Annotated in this window: 15 protein-coding genes and 1 pseudogene; 5 read left to right on the top strand and 11 right to left on the bottom strand. The window is 64.0% G+C overall.

Going from position 1 to position 16,252, the window contains the following annotated elements:
- Positions 1-24 precede the first annotated feature (24 nt).
- The 6 genes and pseudogenes from cheA to flhD all read right to left on the bottom strand — a co-directional run bounded on the left by cheA (position 25) and on the right by flhD (position 6,109).
- Positions 25-2,325 carry a chemotaxis protein CheA gene (cheA, locus tag EPN59_RS16060; protein ID WP_293046366.1) on the bottom strand — a complete coding sequence of 767 codons (2,301 nt, stop codon included), beginning with the start codon at positions 2,323-2,325 and terminating at the stop codon, positions 25-27.
- 64 nt (positions 2,326-2,389) lie between these two features.
- On the bottom strand, positions 2,390-2,764 hold the full coding sequence (locus EPN59_RS16055; protein ID WP_293034281.1) for a response regulator: 375 nt from the start codon (positions 2,762-2,764) through the stop codon (positions 2,390-2,392).
- 277 nt (positions 2,765-3,041) lie between these two features.
- Positions 3,042-3,989: pseudogene (gene motB, locus EPN59_RS16050) on the bottom strand (flagellar motor protein MotB); the annotation flags it as partial.
- A gap of 33 nt (positions 3,990-4,022) precedes the next feature.
- Positions 4,023-4,883 carry a flagellar motor stator protein MotA gene (gene motA, locus EPN59_RS16045; protein WP_293034282.1) on the bottom strand — a complete coding sequence of 287 codons (861 nt, stop codon included), beginning with the start codon at positions 4,881-4,883 and terminating at the stop codon, positions 4,023-4,025.
- A gap of 183 nt (positions 4,884-5,066) precedes the next feature.
- A complete protein-coding gene (gene flhC / locus EPN59_RS16040; RefSeq protein WP_293034283.1) occupies positions 5,067-5,687 on the bottom strand; it encodes a flagellar transcriptional regulator FlhC in 621 nt (206 codons plus the stop codon).
- 107 nt (positions 5,688-5,794) lie between these two features.
- Positions 5,795-6,109, bottom strand: coding sequence for a flagellar transcriptional regulator FlhD (gene flhD / locus EPN59_RS16035; RefSeq protein WP_293034284.1), 315 nt, complete (start codon positions 6,107-6,109; stop codon positions 5,795-5,797).
- A gap of 588 nt (positions 6,110-6,697) precedes the next feature.
- Here flhD and EPN59_RS16030 point away from each other — a divergent pair.
- Positions 6,698-7,762 (top strand): glycosyltransferase family 4 protein, encoded by a 1,065-nt coding sequence (locus EPN59_RS16030; protein ID WP_293034285.1) that lies wholly within the window; start codon positions 6,698-6,700, stop codon positions 7,760-7,762.
- A gap of 269 nt (positions 7,763-8,031) precedes the next feature.
- On the opposite strand, the gene EPN59_RS16025 is transcribed toward EPN59_RS16030, so the two are convergent.
- A complete protein-coding gene (locus EPN59_RS16025; RefSeq protein ID WP_293034286.1) occupies positions 8,032-8,328 on the bottom strand; it encodes an H-NS histone family protein in 297 nt (98 codons plus the stop codon).
- A gap of 287 nt (positions 8,329-8,615) precedes the next feature.
- On the opposite strand from EPN59_RS16025, the gene aqpZ reads away from it, so the two are divergent.
- Together aqpZ and EPN59_RS16015 are read left to right on the top strand one after the other, a co-directional pair.
- Positions 8,616-9,329 (top strand): aquaporin Z, encoded by a 714-nt coding sequence (gene aqpZ / locus EPN59_RS16020; RefSeq protein ID WP_293034334.1) that lies wholly within the window; start codon positions 8,616-8,618, stop codon positions 9,327-9,329.
- A 218-nt stretch (positions 9,330-9,547) separates the two neighbouring features.
- Positions 9,548-10,222, top strand: a complete 675-nt coding sequence (locus EPN59_RS16015; protein ID WP_293034287.1) for a histidine phosphatase family protein — start codon at positions 9,548-9,550, stop codon at positions 10,220-10,222.
- 10 nt (positions 10,223-10,232) lie between these two features.
- On the opposite strand, the gene EPN59_RS16010 is transcribed toward EPN59_RS16015, so the two are convergent.
- On the bottom strand, positions 10,233-11,054 hold the full coding sequence (locus tag EPN59_RS16010) for a Cof-type HAD-IIB family hydrolase (RefSeq protein ID WP_293034288.1): 822 nt from the start codon (positions 11,052-11,054) through the stop codon (positions 10,233-10,235).
- A 162-nt stretch (positions 11,055-11,216) separates the two neighbouring features.
- Complete coding sequence (locus tag EPN59_RS16005; protein WP_293034289.1) at positions 11,217-12,101, bottom strand: BadF/BadG/BcrA/BcrD ATPase family protein; 885 nt, start codon at positions 12,099-12,101, stop codon at positions 11,217-11,219.
- Positions 12,102-12,278: 177 nt separating this feature from the next.
- Between EPN59_RS16005 and EPN59_RS16000 the strand changes: the two genes are divergently transcribed.
- Positions 12,279-12,902, top strand: a complete 624-nt coding sequence (locus tag EPN59_RS16000; protein ID WP_293034335.1) for a DNA-3-methyladenine glycosylase I — start codon at positions 12,279-12,281, stop codon at positions 12,900-12,902.
- Positions 12,903-13,014: 112 nt separating this feature from the next.
- On the opposite strand, the gene rpsU is transcribed toward EPN59_RS16000, so the two are convergent.
- Together rpsU and EPN59_RS15990 are read right to left on the bottom strand one after the other, a co-directional pair.
- Entirely contained in the window at positions 13,015-13,227 is a 213-nt protein-coding gene (rpsU, locus tag EPN59_RS15995; RefSeq protein ID WP_124151438.1) for a 30S ribosomal protein S21, read from the bottom strand.
- Between the two features lie 300 nt (positions 13,228-13,527).
- Positions 13,528-14,469, bottom strand: a complete 942-nt coding sequence (locus EPN59_RS15990) for an aldo/keto reductase (protein WP_293034290.1) — start codon at positions 14,467-14,469, stop codon at positions 13,528-13,530.
- A 256-nt stretch (positions 14,470-14,725) separates the two neighbouring features.
- On the opposite strand from EPN59_RS15990, the gene EPN59_RS15985 reads away from it, so the two are divergent.
- On the top strand, positions 14,726-16,219 hold the full coding sequence (locus EPN59_RS15985) for a flagellin (RefSeq protein WP_293034291.1): 1,494 nt from the start codon (positions 14,726-14,728) through the stop codon (positions 16,217-16,219).
- Positions 16,220-16,252 lie beyond the last annotated feature (33 nt).

Raw genomic sequence — 16,252 nt, 5'->3', positions numbered from 1 at the left:
AAAGTAAGTCTGAAGCGCAAGCGGTCAGGCAAATTCGGCGAATGCGCCCGCGGCCTGCCCCGCGCCGTGGCTCAACCGCGTTTCGCGATTGAGCGCCGCCACGTCGACGATCAGCGCGACGCTGCCGTCACCGAGAATCGTCGCCGCGGAAATGCCGTGCACCTTGCGGTAATTCGTCTCGAGGTTCTTCACCACCACCTGCTGCTGGCCGACGAGTTCGTCGATCAGCATCGCGAAGCGGCGTCCTTCGGTTTCCATGATCGTCACGATGCCCTGCGTCGGCTCGGTGCGCGCGCCTTCCACGTTGAACACCTGATGAAGCGCAACCAGCGGCAGGTATTCGCCGCGCACGCGCACGACGCGGTCGCCGTTCGTCACCGTGTAGATGTCTTCGAGGCGCGGCTGCAGCGACTCCATCACGAAGTTCAGCGGCAGAATGAAGATCTCGCTGCCGACCTTGACCGACATGCCGTCGAGAATCGCCAGCGTGAGCGGCAGCACGATGCGCGTCGTCGTGCCCTTGCCCGCGTACGACGTGATTTCGACGTGACCGCCCATCGCCTGGATGTTGCGCTTCACGACGTCCATGCCGACGCCGCGGCCCGACACGTCGGTAACCTGTTCGGCGGTCGAGAAGCCCGGCGCGAAGATGAGATTCCAGACCTCTTCGTCCGGCATCGTTTCGCTGACCGACATGCCCTGCTTGATCGCCTTGGCGAGAATCTTGTCGCGGCGCAGGCCCGCGCCGTCGTCGCTGACCTCGATCACGATGTTGCCGCCGTGATGCGCGGCGGACAGCACGAGCTGGCCGGTCGCGTCCTTGCCCGCGGCGCGGCGCGCTTCCACCGTTTCGATGCCGTGGTCGAGCGAGTTGCGCACGAGGTGCGTGAGCGGATCGATGATGCGCTCGATCAGGCTCTTGTCGAGTTCGGTCGCCTGACCGAACGTCACGAGTTCCACGTCCTTGCCGAGCTTGGCCGCGAGGTCGCGCACGAGACGCGGGAAGCGGCTGAACACGTAGTCCATCGGCATCATGCGGATCGACATCACCGCTTCCTGCAGATCGCGCGCGTTGCGTTCGAGCTGCGCCATGCCGTTGAAGAGCCGGTCGTGCAGCGCCGGGTCGAACGCATTGGCCGTTTCGGCGAGCATCGCCTGGGTGATGACGAGTTCGCCGACGAGGTTGATGAGCTGGTCGACTTTCTCGACGCCCACGCGAATCGAGCTGCCCTCCGCCGATGCGGCGGCGGCGGCCGGGCGCTGCTTGCGCTCGGCCTCGTGGGCATGCGCCGCGCCTGGCTGGGCCGACGCGGCTTCGTGATCGGGATGAGCGGGATGAGCAGGCGCTGCGGCAGGCGCGGCTTGCGCGACTTGTGCTTCAGGCGCCACGGGCGCAGCCAGCGCCGTTGCGGGCGCGCTCGCTGCGGCCGGTGCCGCGACGGGCGCTGCGGCTTCGGCCACGGCCTCGGGCTGTGCGACAGCGGCAGCCGGTGCGGCTTCGCCCTGGGGCGCCGCGCCGCGTCCGATCGAGATCTGGCTATCGTCGATCACGAAACAGCACACGGCGATGATGTCGTCCGAGGACACCTCGGTTTCGAGCCAGAGCGTGATGTCGTCGCCGGTCTTCACCTGCGCGACCACGCGGCCAAGGTTGCCGAGTTCTTCGGCGAGCAGCTCCTGATCCTTCGCATCGACACGGCGCAAGGTGATGCGCAGATGCGGGCCGTTCTCCGCGCCGCCGCCGCTTGTGGCGGTTGCGCCGCTTGCGGTCATCGCTTCATCGACGACGTGCTCGGGCGCGCCGTTTACCGATGCAGCCGGTGCGGCGGGTGCTGCCGCAGCGGGTGCGGCAGGCGCAGCGGCAGGTGCAGCAGGCGCGGGAGCGGCAGCAGGCGCTGCAGGCGCTGCGGGCGCGGGCGCAGGAGCCGCGCCGCGGCTTTCCGCGTAGAGCCGTTCGAGCTTCGCGCGCACGGCGGCAGCCGCCGCCGCATCGGGCTCGGCGCTCGCGCGGTAGTCGGCGAGCTGGCCCGAGAGCACGTCCTTCGTTTCGAGGAACGTGTCGATCATGTCCTTGCGCAGCACGAGTTCGTTGTTGCGCGCGCGGTCGAGCAGCGATTCGAGAATGTGCGTCGTTTCGGTGAGCGCGGTGAAGCCGAACGTCGCCGCGCCGCCCTTGATCGAATGTGCCGCGCGAAAGATCGCGGCGAGATCCTCGGGATCGGGCTGGGCGACATTCAGGTTCAGCAGCAGCTGCTCCATCTGTGCGAGCAGCTCGTCAGCTTCATCGAAGAACGTCTGATAGAACTGAGTGATGTCGAGTGTCATGCCTGATTCACCGCGATATGTACTTGTTGGGGGTTGCCGTTGCCGCTGTCTCGTGCGATGCGCCTTATGCCTGCGCCTCGCAGAGCGCGCTCGCAAGATCGAGGAGCAGATCCGGATCCACCGGTTTTTCCAGCCAGCCCGTCGCACCGGCATCGCGCAAGGCTGTCTTGAAGGTCTGATCCGATTCGGTCGTGAGAATGAGAATCGGCGTTTCGAAATACGAGGGGTTCGCGCGCAGCTTGCGGACCAGTTCGAGGCCGCTCACGCGCGGCATGTGCAGGTCGCTCAGCACGAGGTCGAAGTGCTGCGCGAGCGCGTGCTCGAGCCCTTCGTCGCCGTCCGTCGCGAGCGTCACTTCATAGCCCGCCTGGCCGAGCGCCGCCCGCAGGATCTCCCGCATGGATGCCGAATCGTCGATCGCCAGAATGTTTCTGATCATCGGTTTCTCGCTCGCGCTATACCCAGGCCCGAATGCTTCATCGGGCGGGCGGCTGCGCCGCACCCGGCGCTGTCGTTGCCGTTGTCCCTGCGGTTGCCGCCGCAGTCGTTCCTGCAGTTGCCGCCACGGTCGTCCCTGCGGTTGTCCCCGCGGTTGTCCCCGCGGTTGTCCCCGCGGTTGTCCCTACGGTCGGCGCCGGCATCCCGGCGACCTTCATCGCGGGCTTGATCCGCACCGGCGCCGCCTGCCCGGCCGCCGGATGAAGCATGACTCCCGGCAGAAGCGGCTGGCCGGAACGCGCAGCGTCGTCGGACAGCGGCGTCGCCGTCGTGTCGTCGTGCATCAGCGCATCTTCCGACTTCTTGTTGAGCACGATGATGCTGATGCGCCGGTTCTCCGGATCGAGCGGATCGGCCTTGTTCAGGTTCTGCGTGGAAGCGAGGCCGATCACGCGCAGCACCTTGCCGTCGTCGAGGCCGCCCGCCACCAGTTCGCGGCGCGACGCGTTCGCGCGGTCCGCCGAAAGCTCCCAGTTGCTGTAGCCCTTCTCGCCGCCCGCGTACGGCACGGCGTCGGTGTGGCCCTGGACAACGATGCGGTTCGGCACGTCGTTGAGCGTCTTGCCGATCGCGAGCAGGATGTCGCGCATGTACGGCTCGACCACGTCGCGCGCGGTCGCGAACATCGGCCGCTTCTGCGTATCGACGATTTCGATGCGCAGGCCGGTGAGCGTCGAGTCGATGCGGATCTGCTGCCGGTACTGGCGCAGCACCGGATTCGCCTTGATCGCGGCCATCAGCTTGACCTGCAGATCGTGCAGGCGCTCCTGTTCGCGGCGCTCGAGCGAGCCTTGCTGCTGCTTCGACGCTTCTTCATCGTTAAAGCGCACCGAGGTGCGCTCCGATTGCAGCGTCTGGCCTTCGCTCTGGCGCATGACGCCTTGCTTGTCGGTCGAGATGTCGCGGCCGCCGCCCTTGAGGATGCTCGAATCCTCGGCGCTGCGGTCGCCGCCCCAGAGCGCAACCTTCAACGGCTGGTTGAAGTATTCGGCAATGCCGCGCAACTCCTTCGTGGTCACCGAGCTCAACAGCCACATCAGCAGGAAGAACGCCATCATCGCGGTCATGAAGTCCGCATAGGCGAGCTTCCACGCCCCGCCGTGATGGCCGTGGCGCGCGGGCGCGACGCGCTTCACGACGATCGTGCGATCCTTGTCCTTGCTCATCGTGCGCTTCCTTGCTCGTTCATCCCGTCTGCCTTACTTCGCCTTCACGCGGCGCACGTGATCTTCGAGTTCCGAGAACGACGGACGCTCGGTCGAGAACAGCACCTTGCGGCCGAATTCCACGGCGATGGCAGGCGCGTAGCCGTTCAGGCTCGCGAGGATCGTCACCTTGATGCACTGGAACATCTTGGTGGACTCGGTCACGCGCTGTTCGGCGAGGCTCGCGAGCGGCCCGATCAGGCCGTACGAAAGCAGAATGCCGAGGAAGGTGCCGACCAGCGCCTGGGCGATCATCTCGCCGAGCACGGCGGGCGGGCGGTCCGCGGACGCCATCGTGTGCACCACGCCCATCACCGCGGCGACGATGCCGAACGCCGGCATCGCGTCGCCCGTCTTGGCGAGCGCGTTGGCAGGCGCCGCGCCTTCGGCGTGGTGGGTTTCGATTTCCTCGTCCATAAGGCTTTCGATTTCGAAAGCATTCATGTTGCCGCCGACCATCAGACGCAGGTAGTCGGTGACGAATTCGATCACGTGCGGATCCGCGAGAACGCGCGGATATTGCGTGAAGATCGGGCTTTTCAGCGGCTCGTCGATGTCCGCTTCGAGGGTCAGGGTGCCTTCCTTGCGCGCCTTGGCGAGCAGGACGTAGAGCAGCGCGAGCAGCTCCATATAGACGTCCTTGTTGTACTTCGAGCCCTTGAAGAGCGCCGGAATGACGCGTACGGTCGACTTGATCGTCTTGATGCCGTTGCCGAGGACGAAAGCGCCGATGCCCGCACCGCCGATCATGAGCAGCTCCATGGGCTGCATCATGGCCGCAAGATGGCCACCCTCCAATACATAGCCGCCGAAGACGGACAGGATCGTTACGAGTGTTCCCACGAAAATCAGCACAGCCGGATCCTCACTAGAGAATGTGCCGCGTACCGCCATCGGCCCGCGTCCTTAGCTGGTTTACGGCATGGATGGGAAAAACTTTGGGATTGGCCGAGTGCAGGACAGCGACACACCGCCGCTGATTTCGGGGACGGGTCTCGGCGCCAGTCGTTCAGGGGCTGAAACGCCTGTCCGCGCCGGTCAGTTCAAGGTCGCTGCGCCGTTCTTGCCGGACGCGCCGGATGCACTGCCCGTGGTGCCCGTGGTGCCCGTGGCGCCCGTGGTATTGGCAGCGCCTGCGCCGGACACGCGGCGCGTTCGGCCCGCACGCGAAGGCGGCTGGCACAGTCCGCAGACGTAGCCGCGCTGCGGATCGTGCGCATGCGCGACGAAGCGGCCGCCGCAACGGCAGCACGGGCTCGCCTGCAAGAGCCCCGACGAGAAGTAGCGCACGAGCGTCCACGCGCGCGTGAGACTGAGCACGGGCGCCTCTTCCTGGAGGCGCATGTGTTCGAGATAGAGCCGGTAACTTTTCACGATTGCGTGAATCGGCTCACAGCGCGTTTCGCGGACGATGAACCGGTACGTGCCGTGAAACAGCGACGAATGGACGTTGGGCTGCCACGTCATGAACCAGTCGGTCGAGAACGGCAGCATGCCCTTGGGCGGCGATTCGCCCTTCACTTCTTTGTAGAGACGGATCAAGCGGTCGCGAGAGAGCGAAGTCTCCGCTTCGAGCACCTGCAGCCGCGCGCCGAGTTCGATCAGCTCGATCGCGAGCGCGATCTCCCTGACCTCGAGTACCACGCTCTTGGTCGCCATAGAGGCCCGATGAATACGGGAATGAGCCGTCACGCCAGCCGCCAGGCCGGCCGCGGCGAAACGCCGCGCCAGGCCCTCGCGGGCGGCGCGGCGGGCCACAGGCAGACTCAGCCGATCTGGGCGACCGCCTGGCCCGCCATCAGGATGGCGGAGTGAGTGTGAGCCGACTTGCCCTTGTCGGCGAGCGTGCCGAGGATGGTGTGGTCGTCGAACCGGAAGCGGCAGAGCATCTGGTTCGACGCGGCGAGCCGCACGGTTTGCGCCATCGAAAGACCGGCGAGCACGTCGGCGACCTGCTCGGAAATGCCCATGCGGAACATGCCGGCCGGCTTGTCCTCGCGCAGCAGGCGTTGCGCCAGCAACAGGTACGACAGGTTCACGTCCTTGATCTCACTGAGCATCTCGTTGTTCGTCGCGCCCATGGATTCCCCCCCGGGATTCGTATCGATTCGGCTGGTCAGGCCTACGTAAAACGTTTGCCCGTTCACTTCCGTAAAAGCTGGCTGAACGGCTCATATAAATTGAACGGGCAATTGTGGCGAGGCCGTGCAGCTTTGGATATTGGACGAATGCCGCGACGATCTGCGAGACATTGCCGCGTAATCGCGTAGGAATTTTTCTGACAACAGGGGAATGGGAAGGCGAGACGGGCGTGCGCCCATGTGCGCTGCATCGGTGATGCGCGAGGCGTGTGCTGCAGGGAGTGCGAATTATAGGACGTTTCCTTGCTGTAGCTCAAATTTGCCGATCTCCCGTGCGGACCGGTCGTGGCGGATGGCTGGCGGATGGCTGGCGTGTGGCTGGCATAGGGATTGCGAATCGCGTCGCGCTGCTGTACCCGCCCGCTGTAACAGATCGCTGTTACAACGTTAAGCGATTGCAAAAGGACTCGTATCGGTGAGCCACATCCCCATAATCGGCCTCAGGGATAACCCGATACCGCAGCGTCCGCGCTGCCTTCGCCTTCACCCGTAGCGTCGCCCCGGCCTATGCACACGGAGAACATGCCCATGCGAATCGCACAGATTGCGCCGCTTTACGAAGCGGTCCCGCCGAAACTCTACGGCGGCACCGAGCGCGTCGTGTCCTACCTGACAGAAGCGCTCGTCGACCTGGGCCACGACGTGACGCTGTTCGCGAGCGGCGATTCGGTCACCGCCGCGAAGCTCGAACCGGCCTGGCCGCGTGCGCTGCGGCTCGATCCGACGATCCGCGACGCTCTCGCGCCGCACATGGTGCTGCTCGAGCGCGTGCGCCGCGTCGCCCACGAGTTCGACGTGCTGCACTTTCACCTCGACTATCTGCCGTTTCCGCTTTTTTCGACGCTCGACACGCCGTTCGTCACGACGCTGCACGGCCGCCTCGACCTGCCCGAGCTGCAGCCGGTGTTCAACACGTTCGCGGACACGCCGGTGATCTCGATCTCGGATTCGCAGCGCCAGCCGCTCCGGCAGGCCAACTGGCAGGGCACGATCTACCACGGCCTGCCCGCCGGCCTGCTCACGCCGCAAACCGGCCGCGAGCCGCAATATCTGGCGTTTCTCGGCCGCATCTGCCCGGAAAAGCGCGTGGACACCGCGATCCGGATTGCGGCGCAAAGCGGCCTGCCGCTGAAGATCGCGGCCAAGGTCGACAAGGTGGATCAGGACTATTTCAAGGCCGAAATCGAGCCGCTGCTTTCGCAGGCGCACGTCGAATTCATCGGTGAAATCGACGAGTCGCAAAAGCCGGCCTTCCTGTCCGGCGCGAAAGCGCTGCTATTTCCGATTGACTGGTCCGAGCCGTTCGGGCTCGTCATGATCGAAGCGATGGCTTGCGGTACGCCTGTGATTGCTTTCAATCGCGGATCAGTGCCCGAAGTGATCGATCCGGGCGTGACCGGCTTTATTGTCGAGGACGTGCAAGGCGCAGTGGCGGCACTCGATAAAATCGAATCGCTTTCTCGCAAAGCCATTCGCGCACAGTTCGACCGCCGTTTCACGTCGCATACCATGGCGCGCAATTACGTCGACGCGTATACCGCACTCATCGAAGGCGTTGGCCGTCAGGCACTGCGCTGTGTCGCCGCCGGTTGAATGGCATCCGACATGAAACACTGAGATAAAACCGACGAATACGTCATCCAAATCGTGTGCGTACTGTCGATTAGCGCCATTACCTTATTCGCATAAAAAAGCGCCGCATGGAACCATGCGGCGCTTTTCGCATGCACGCATGCGGCATGCACAACCGGCGCAATAGCCGGGTTGCGGGCGCGCGCTTAAACCTCGCTGGCGCACGCCGCTTAACCTGGCAATCGCTGGCAATCGCAGGCTTTAGCTGGCTAAAGCCTGCTTGAACTGGCTTAGGCCATCAGAAAGCGTTCGCGATTTTTTCCCGCAATCCATTTAGGCGGCTTGCCGCGCCCGCTCCAGGTCGCGCCGGTTTTCGGATCCTGGTAGCGCGGAGGCAGCGGCGCCTTCTTCGGCGGGCGTCCGCGCCGGGCCGCAGCCACGAAGCCGAGGTCCTGGGCGCTCAGCCCGTATTCCACAATCTTTTCGCGAATCATGGCAATCACATCCGCGATTTCGGTACGCCGCGCTTCTTCGGCCTGTGCCTGGAGCCTGGCGATCTGGGCTTTGAGTTCTGAATATTGCGACATTCCGATCCCCTTTGATTACAAAGCTAAGCAACTCGCACCGAGATTAGTCGTAACGACAAGAATTAGCAATCACTATTAATACCGCTTTATCGGAATATTTCCAATATTTAACCATTGATCGCCCGCAGTCAAACCGTGGATCTGTAGTACGCAATAATGCGACCCGAGGTATCGGAATTGACAATCTTTGACACCCGCCGATCAATCGACTGCCTAGAATCGACCACTCGCAGACTCGATTCAGTTTTGTAAGCCCCTTTCAAAACATCTATTCGAGGTGTCACATGATGCACTTATCCAAACGGCTTGCCGCCGAACTGTTCGGCACATTCTGGCTGGTACTCGGCGGCTGCGGCAGCGCCGTGCTCGCCGCCAGTTTCGGCAACCACGGCCTCGGCATCGGTTTTGCGGGCGTCGCGCTGGCATTTGGCCTGACGGTACTCACCATGGCCTTTGCCATCGGGCACATTTCCGGTTGTCACCTGAATCCGGCGGTGAGCATCGGCCTCGTGGTCGCCGGACGCTTTCCCGCGCGCGATCTCATCCCGTATATCGCGGTGCAGGTGATCGGCGCCACGCTCGGCGCGTTCACGCTGTACCTCATCGCCCTCGGCAATCCGGATTTCGACCTTGCCACGAACAGCTTTGGAACGAACGGCTATGGCGAGCGCTCGCCCGGCCAGTATTCGTTGATTGCCGCTTTCCTGTGCGAAGCGGTGATGACAGGCTTCTTCCTGTTCGTGATTCTCGGCGCCACCGACCCACGCGCGCCCGCCGGCTTCGCGCCGATTGCGATCGGCCTGTGCCTCACGCTGATCCACCTCATCTCGATCCCGGTCACCAACACGTCCGTGAACCCGGCGCGCTCGACCGGCCCGGCGCTCGTCAGCGGCGTCGAAGCGCTCTCCCAACTCTGGCTCTTCTGGGTGGCGCCGATCGCAGGCGCGATCGTCGCAAGTCTGGTCTATCCGGCAGTGGCTTGCCGCCGCCAGGCAAGCTGAGGGGCATTCTGCTTCTGCTGTATACAACTGCACCGGGCAACGCACAGCAAAACCCAGCAACACACACCGACACACACCGACACCCAGCGGGAGCGCTCGACGGCGCCGCCCGCACATGAGAACGGGCGCCACGGCGCCCGTCTTCCTTTCCGGCCCGGCTGCCCGCACGCGCTGCTAGAATCGGGCGACCCACCGATCTTCCCGCCACGGCCCGCACCATGGAGCGCTCCTTCGCCTCGCTTATCCGCATCGTCCTGTGCTTCGCGGCGGCGTTAAGCGTCTGCACGAAAGCGGCCGCTGCACCCACAGCGCCCACAGCACCCTCGGCGCAAAGCAATATCGAAACGCTCGTATTCGTCCGGCACGCCGAAAAACCGCCCACCGGTCTCGGCCAGCTCAGCTGCAAGGGATTGAATCGCGCGCTTGCGCTGCCGGCGGTGATCGCCGCGAAATACGGCAAGCCCGACGCCATCTACGCACCGGACCCGGGCGAGCGCAAAAACGACAACGGCCAGCCATACTACTACGTGCGCCCGCTCGCGACCATCGAGCCAACCGCGATCCAGTTCGGCCTGCCGGTGCAGACGCCGTACGGCTTTTCGCAGATTGGCGAGCTTGGCGGCGCGCTCATCGATCCGAAGTGGGCGAACCGGACCGTGCTCGTGGCCTGGGAACATCGCGAGGTCGAGGAGCTGGCGCGGCAGATCGTCGGCGCGCACGGCGGCGCAGCCAGCGACGTACCGTCATGGAAAAGCAACGATTTCGACAGCATCTACGTCGTGCGCATCGACTGGAGCGGCGGCACGCCACGGGCGCATTTCTCGCACGAGCACGAAGACCTCGACGACCGCGCCGACGACTGCCCCTGTGCCGCACTGCCGCCCGCGCGCTGACGCGCCTGGCTTACGAAACGGATTCGTCGCCGAGCGCGAAAAGCTTGCGCAGATGCCGCGCAACGCCCGCTTCGAAGTTGTTGCCGATGCGCGGAACCTTCGGCAGACGTGCGATGAGATCGGGATTCGCGTTGTTCATCATGAACGGATGCCCGGCTGTTTCAAGCAGGTCGATGTCGTTCATGTTGTCGCCGAACGCGACGCAGCCCGCCGTCGCGACGCCGAGCCGCTCAAGCACGACGCGCAGCGCGCGCCCCTTCGAAACGCCCGCCACCATCACTTCGAGACAATCCGGCAGCGAATACGTGACGTAGAGCGCGTCGCCGAATTCGTCCGCGAGCCGCTGCGATACCTGCGCGAGATCGGCGGGGTCGCCGATATAAAGCGCCTTGGCGATGCCCACGCCGTCATGCGTGCGCAGATCGGTCACACGATAGGTAAAGCCCGAATCCTGGTGAAAAGCGAGCAGTTCGGGCGCGTCGCGGTCGATGAACCAGGCATCGTCGGCGAAGAGGCTCACGATCACGCGGCCGTGCGTGCCGGTTACCTCGGGCGCGACCAGACGCTGGACGATCGTTTCGGGCAGGTTCGCGGCGTCGATCAGCGTATCGTCCGGTGCATGGACGCGCGCACCGTTCGAGGTGATCAGATACGGCCGGATGCCCAGCAGATCCCGGATGCCGGCGACGTCGCAGTAGTGGCGCCCGGTCGCGATGACAAACCGCAGACCTTGTGCGTCGAGGGTATTGAGCGTGGCAACCGTGAACGGATCGAGCTGGTGATCGGAGTTGAGCAGCGTGCCGTCAAGATCGGTTGCGATGACCTTGTACATGGGAGTCGTCGGGCAGCAGATGTTAAACGCTTAATGCTAACACCGCCTCAGTAACGCTGCGCCGTTCGTTCCTGCTCGATTTCTGCTCCCTAATTACGAACTGGCGTTGCGCCCGGCGCGCCGCCTCCTAGTCCACGCTTACTACGCTTGCCGCGCTTACGTCTATGCCTGCGCAAGTCGTGCGGCTTCGCGCTGCGCGAGCCGCAGCGCGCCACTCGCCGAATCGGCGAGTGGCGCGCGCAGCCGCGCGCGCACCGCCTGCGGCACCCATTCGCGCAGCGGCTGGCCAAGCCCGCCCGAGAGCGCCGCGGGCAACGTGGCAGTAGGGTCGAGCGCGCCGATGAACTGCGCGATGGCTTCGCCCGCTTCGGCCAGTAGCTTCGCGGCAAACGGATGCTCGCGATGCGCGAGCACCACGGGCGCGAGGCTGGCGTAGGCAGTCTGGTTCGCCGCGCACAGCCAGACGATGAGACTGTCGCGATCGGTCGAGCCGGTGTGGGCGAGCAGCGCCTGTGCGAAGGCATCGAGCGGCGCGCGGCCATCCAGCGCCTGCTGCGCCCGGACGATTGCACGCAGGCCAAACCAGGCGCCGCTCGCCTCGTCGCCGGACGGAAAGCCGAAGCCGCCTGCGATCCGGCACGCGCCCGTACTGTCGAGAGCAGCGGCGATGCTGCCCGTGCCAAGCGCAACCACCACGCCGGGCTCGCCGCCGTGCGCGCCGAGCAACGTCGTGTAGGCGTCGCTTTCCACGGCGAGGCCCGCCACCTGCGGCACCTGCTGGCGAAACGCGGCGAGCCAGTCCGGGTTGTTCACGCCCGCGAGCCCGCAGCCGAGCACGCAGCGCGACCAGTCGAACGTAAGCCCCGCGTTGGCGAACGCGGCACGGCAACCCGACTCGATGGATTCCCACGCGCGGGCGATGCCGAGCCCGAGGCCCGAAGGGCCGGCGGCGGCGCGCGCGAGCTCCGCGCCATTCGCGTCGCCGAGCGCCACGCGCGTGCCGGTGCCGCCGCCGTCCACGCCGATCAGCCAGGTGTGTGTCTGCATGATGATGAGTGCCGCGTCTGTTGCGGGTCTGTTTGGTGATGAGCCGTGCCGCAGAGACTAACGGGTCCGTGGCGTTCGCACAATTGGCCGGATGACCAGGGTGGCCCGGCATTCGCGATCCGCTATGCTGGCGTGAACTGAACGAACTGGCGGCAAGGAGAGATCGACGTGACCGACGTGACTGGCGTAAGCGACGTGACCGGGGCAGCGCAGCGCTGCAACTGGGCGACGACCGAAGCGATGGCGCATTACCACGACACCGAGTGGGGCGTGCCGTCGCGCGACGACCAGCATCTATACGAGATGCTCGTGCTGGAGGGCGCACAGGCGGGTCTTTCGTGGTCCACGATCCTGAACAAGCGCGAGGGATACCGGCGTGCATTCGCGCAGTTCGACATCCAGAAAGTCGCGCGCTTCACGCCGAAGCACGTCGAAACGCTCATGCAGGACGCATCCATCGTGCGCAATCGCGCCAAGATCGAGGCGGCCATCGTCAATGCGCGTGCGGTGCTGGAAATTCAGGCCGAGCACGGCTCGCTTGCGAAATTCATCTGGTCGTTCGTGGACGACACACCGATCCAGAACGACTGGCCCTCGTATCGCGACGCGCCGGCCTCTACGGATATCTCGGACGCGCTCAGCAAGGCGCTCAAGAAATACGGCTGCAAATTCGTCGGCACGACGATCTGCTATGCGTTCATGCAGGCGGTGGGCATGGTCAACGACCATGAGCGCAACTGCATCTGCCATGCGAACTGCGCGGCGCAGGGCAAGCCGCGCCGTGCGGCGCGTAACGTATAACGCCTGATCGTGCCCTCGTGATGGACGCGCCGCCGCCCCAAATGCAAACGGCGGCGCAGCTTCTGACGAAGCATGCGCCGCCGTCGGCGGAACGCTTGAAACGCGAAAAAGCTTAGTGGAGCTTCTTCGGCAGCTGCTGGCTGCGCAGGCGCTTGTGCAGGCGCTTGACTGCAGCGGCCTTCTTGCGCTTACGAACAGCCGTCGGCTTTTCGTACGACTGGCGCTCACGCAGTTCAGCGATCAGGCCGTTCTTTTCGATTGCACGGCGAAAGCGACGGATCGCAACTTCGAACGGCTCGTTTTCTTTCAGGAGAATCGTCGTCATTTCTATACCTTTAAATTACTGAATCGGGTTGGTCTTGCACGAATGGCATGGGCCTCATGCATCTGCCTGCATCCACCTCATGCCGGTGAGGAGCCACTTCCGAAGCTACCAATACTACGGGCGCTACCCCACCTGTTTCGTCGCAGCAAGAATCACCCCCTAAAGGCGCGACGAATAAAAAATTTGGGTAAAAATTCCATCGAGCCGGGGATTGTACCTGAAAAATCAGGATTCGCACAGGATTGCGCCTCGCCTCGTTCTTTTTCCCCATTCGGATCAGGCACTTAGAAAATCACCCATCTATGCGCTCGCGTCGTTGAGCGCCTGAATATCGGCGGGATCGAGCTTCAGGCGCACCGCCGCCGCAAGGCTTTGCAGCTGTTCGAGCGAGGTCGCGCTCGCAATCGGCGCCGTAATGCTGGGCCGCGCGATCAGCCACGCGAGCGCCACGGCCGCCAGCGTCGCGCCGTGCCGCTGGGCGATGTGGTCGAGCGCCGCCAGAATCCGGATGCCGCGGTGGTCCAGATATTTCTCGACGCGCGAGCCGCGCACGCTCTTGGCCAGATCTTCACGCGAACGGTATTTGCCCGACAGGAAGCCGCTTGCGAGACTGTAATAGGGCACGACTGCAAGCTGCTGTGCGAGCGCGACCGGTTCGAGATCGGCTTCGTAGTGCGCACGGTCGTACAGATTGTATTCAGGCTGAATAATCTGCCAGGCGGGCAACCCGCTCTTGCGCGCGACGGCCAGCGCCTCCTCGATACGCGCGCCGCTGTAGTTCGACGCGCCGATCACGCGCACCTTGCCCGCGTCGATCAGCCGCTGATACGCGCCCAGGGTCTCTTCGAGCGGCACCTTCTGGTCGTCCTCGTGCGAGAAATAGACGTCGATATAGTCCGTCTGCAAGCGCCGCAACGAGTCCTCCACGGCCGCCGCGATGTTGGACGCCGACAGGCCCGGGCGCTGCGCGGACTTCGCCACTTTGGTTGCGATCACCACTTTCTCGCGCTTGCTGGTTTTCGCGAACCACTTACCGATGATCGTCTCCGATTCCCCGCCCCGGTTGCCGGGCACCCAGGCCGAGTAAACGTCCGCGGTGTCGATGAAGTTCAGGCCTGCGTCCGTGAAGGCGTCGAGAATCGAAAACGAGGTTGCTTCGTCGGCGGTCCAGCCGAACACGTTGCCGCCGAACATGAGCGGTGCGACCTGCAAGGCGGAAGTGCCGATCCTGCGCTGTTCCATGGACGATGTCTCCATATGAGTGTCGGGGCCGCTGCAAGCCCGGAATATCGAGCATACGCCGGCTCCCGGCGGGTTGCAGACGCCGGCGCCTGGAAGGTGCATAACCCTTCCTTCACACCAATGTTTGCATCCGGGCCTCAAGTTTTGTTTACCAGCGCCGTCAACCTTCACTGAGGCGGCCAGCAATGAAGTAGTGTGCTTCCGCCGATTGCAACGTGGCCCAAGTTCACAGACTAAAGCCTCAACGGAGAATTAAATGCTCTCGATCAATACCAACGTATCGTCGCTGATTGCACAAAACAACGTGACGAACACCGGCAGCGCGCTCAGGGAAGCGATCACGCGCCTGTCGTCGGGCAAGCGCATCAACAGCGCAGCAGACGATCCCGCAGGTATCGCTATTGCCAGCACGCTGCAAACGTCGATCAACGGCCTGAACCAAGGTGTTGCGAACGCGAACAACGCGGTTTCGATGGTCCAGACGGCCGGTTCGACGCTGATGCAGATCCAGAACGCACTCCAGTCGATCTACCAGGCTGCCGACAATGCACTGGGACCGGATAACACGGCTGCCAACATGCAGTCGTACCAGAAGACGGTTTCGCAGCAAATCGCTGAAGTGAACCGTATCGCTTCGCAAACCACGTTCAACGGCCTGAACCTGCTGAACGGCACGGCTGGCGTGCTGCACGTGCAAGTCGGCGTGAACGTCGGTCAGACCGTTTCGCTCGACATGAGCCAAAGCCTCTCGGCTGCCAATATCGGCGGCGGCTATGTCCAGTCCGGCAACACGCTGGGCCAGCTCACGGGCCTGAACCTGAACACGGACGGCTCGTCGAACACGTCGGGCAACCCGGGCTCGATCACGTCGATCAACGTGGTGTCGAACGGCGCAGGCGGCTTCATCTACACCGACCAGAACAACCAGGTTCTGTCGTCGGGCACGTCGGGCACCCTGTTCTCGACGGTGACGAGCGGCGGTGTCACGTCGATCGAACTGAATTCGAATGCAACGAGCGGCCTGCTGGCCAGCAACGCGATCAAGTCGATCGACACCGCATTCAACACCGCAGGCTCCACGGCACTGACGGGTACGGTGTTCGGCACGATTTCGGGCCTCAACATCGATCCGTCGACGGGCAAGGACGAAACGACCCCGGGCACCGCAGGCGTGATCACGTCGATCACCGTCGAATCCGACGGCAACAAGGGCATGCTGTTCCTTGACCAGAACGGCAACCAGATCTCGAACAACGCCGTTCAGGGCATGTTCAGCAACGCCGGCGCAAGCAACATGAGCCTCGTCTCCGCCACGGGCGTGGAAAACACGTTCGACGGCAAGGTGGGTTCGACGGGCGGCGCCTCGACGACGGCAACCGCCGACAAGTCGGGCGTGGTCTCGACCCTTGGCCAGATCAACCAGAACAACGCACCGACCAACGTTGCCAACATCAACGTCAGCACGGTTGCAGGCGCGAACCTCGGCCTCGAAGTCGTCAACAACGCACTGGCCACGATCGCCAACCAGCTCGCCACGCTCGGTTCGGTCCAGACCCGCTTCACCGGTCTGGCAACGGCTCAGCAAGCTGCTTCGACGAACATGTCGAGCGCACAGTCGACGATTCAGGACGCGGACTTCGCATCTGAATCGGCTGCAATGAGCAAGGCGCAGGTTCTGCAGCAAGCCGGCATCTCGGTGCTGGCCCAGGCGAACTCGCAGCCGCAGCAGATCCTCAAGCTGCTCCAGTAAGGCCGCATGCAGTAAGCTCTCCTCGCCCCTGTT

Source organism: Paraburkholderia sp. (assembly GCF_004298475.1).
GTDB lineage: Bacteria > Pseudomonadota > Gammaproteobacteria > Burkholderiales > Burkholderiaceae > Paraburkholderia > Paraburkholderia denitrificans.
Note: the sequence above shows the minus strand (reverse complement) of the source record. Positions and strands in the feature narration are given on the sequence as shown.

Bases quoted from the DNA above. Each gene is read 5' to 3' on its own strand.
- cheA (WP_293046366.1), bottom strand. From the start codon at position 2,325: ATGACACTCGACATCACTCAGTTCTATCAGACGTTCTTCGATGAAGCT.
- EPN59_RS16055 (WP_293034281.1), bottom strand. From the start codon at position 2,764: ATGATCAGAAACATTCTGGCGATCGACGATTCGGCATCCATGCGGGAG.
- flhC (WP_293034283.1), bottom strand. From the start codon at position 5,687: ATGGCGACCAAGAGCGTGGTACTCGAGGTCAGGGAGATCGCGCTCGCG.
- flhD (WP_293034284.1), bottom strand. From the start codon at position 6,109: ATGGGCGCGACGAACAACGAGATGCTCAGTGAGATCAAGGACGTGAAC.
- EPN59_RS16030 (WP_293034285.1), top strand. From the start codon at position 6,698: ATGCGAATCGCACAGATTGCGCCGCTTTACGAAGCGGTCCCGCCGAAA.
- EPN59_RS16025 (WP_293034286.1), bottom strand. From the start codon at position 8,328: ATGTCGCAATATTCAGAACTCAAAGCCCAGATCGCCAGGCTCCAGGCA.
- aqpZ (WP_293034334.1), top strand. From the start codon at position 8,616: ATGCACTTATCCAAACGGCTTGCCGCCGAACTGTTCGGCACATTCTGG.
- EPN59_RS16015 (WP_293034287.1), top strand. From the start codon at position 9,548: ATGGAGCGCTCCTTCGCCTCGCTTATCCGCATCGTCCTGTGCTTCGCG.
- EPN59_RS16010 (WP_293034288.1), bottom strand. From the start codon at position 11,054: ATGTACAAGGTCATCGCAACCGATCTTGACGGCACGCTGCTCAACTCC.
- EPN59_RS16005 (WP_293034289.1), bottom strand. From the start codon at position 12,101: ATGCAGACACACACCTGGCTGATCGGCGTGGACGGCGGCGGCACCGGC.
- rpsU (WP_124151438.1), bottom strand. From the start codon at position 13,227: ATGACGACGATTCTCCTGAAAGAAAACGAGCCGTTCGAAGTTGCGATC.
- EPN59_RS15990 (WP_293034290.1), bottom strand. From the start codon at position 14,469: ATGGAACAGCGCAGGATCGGCACTTCCGCCTTGCAGGTCGCACCGCTC.
- EPN59_RS15985 (WP_293034291.1), top strand. From the start codon at position 14,726: ATGCTCTCGATCAATACCAACGTATCGTCGCTGATTGCACAAAACAAC.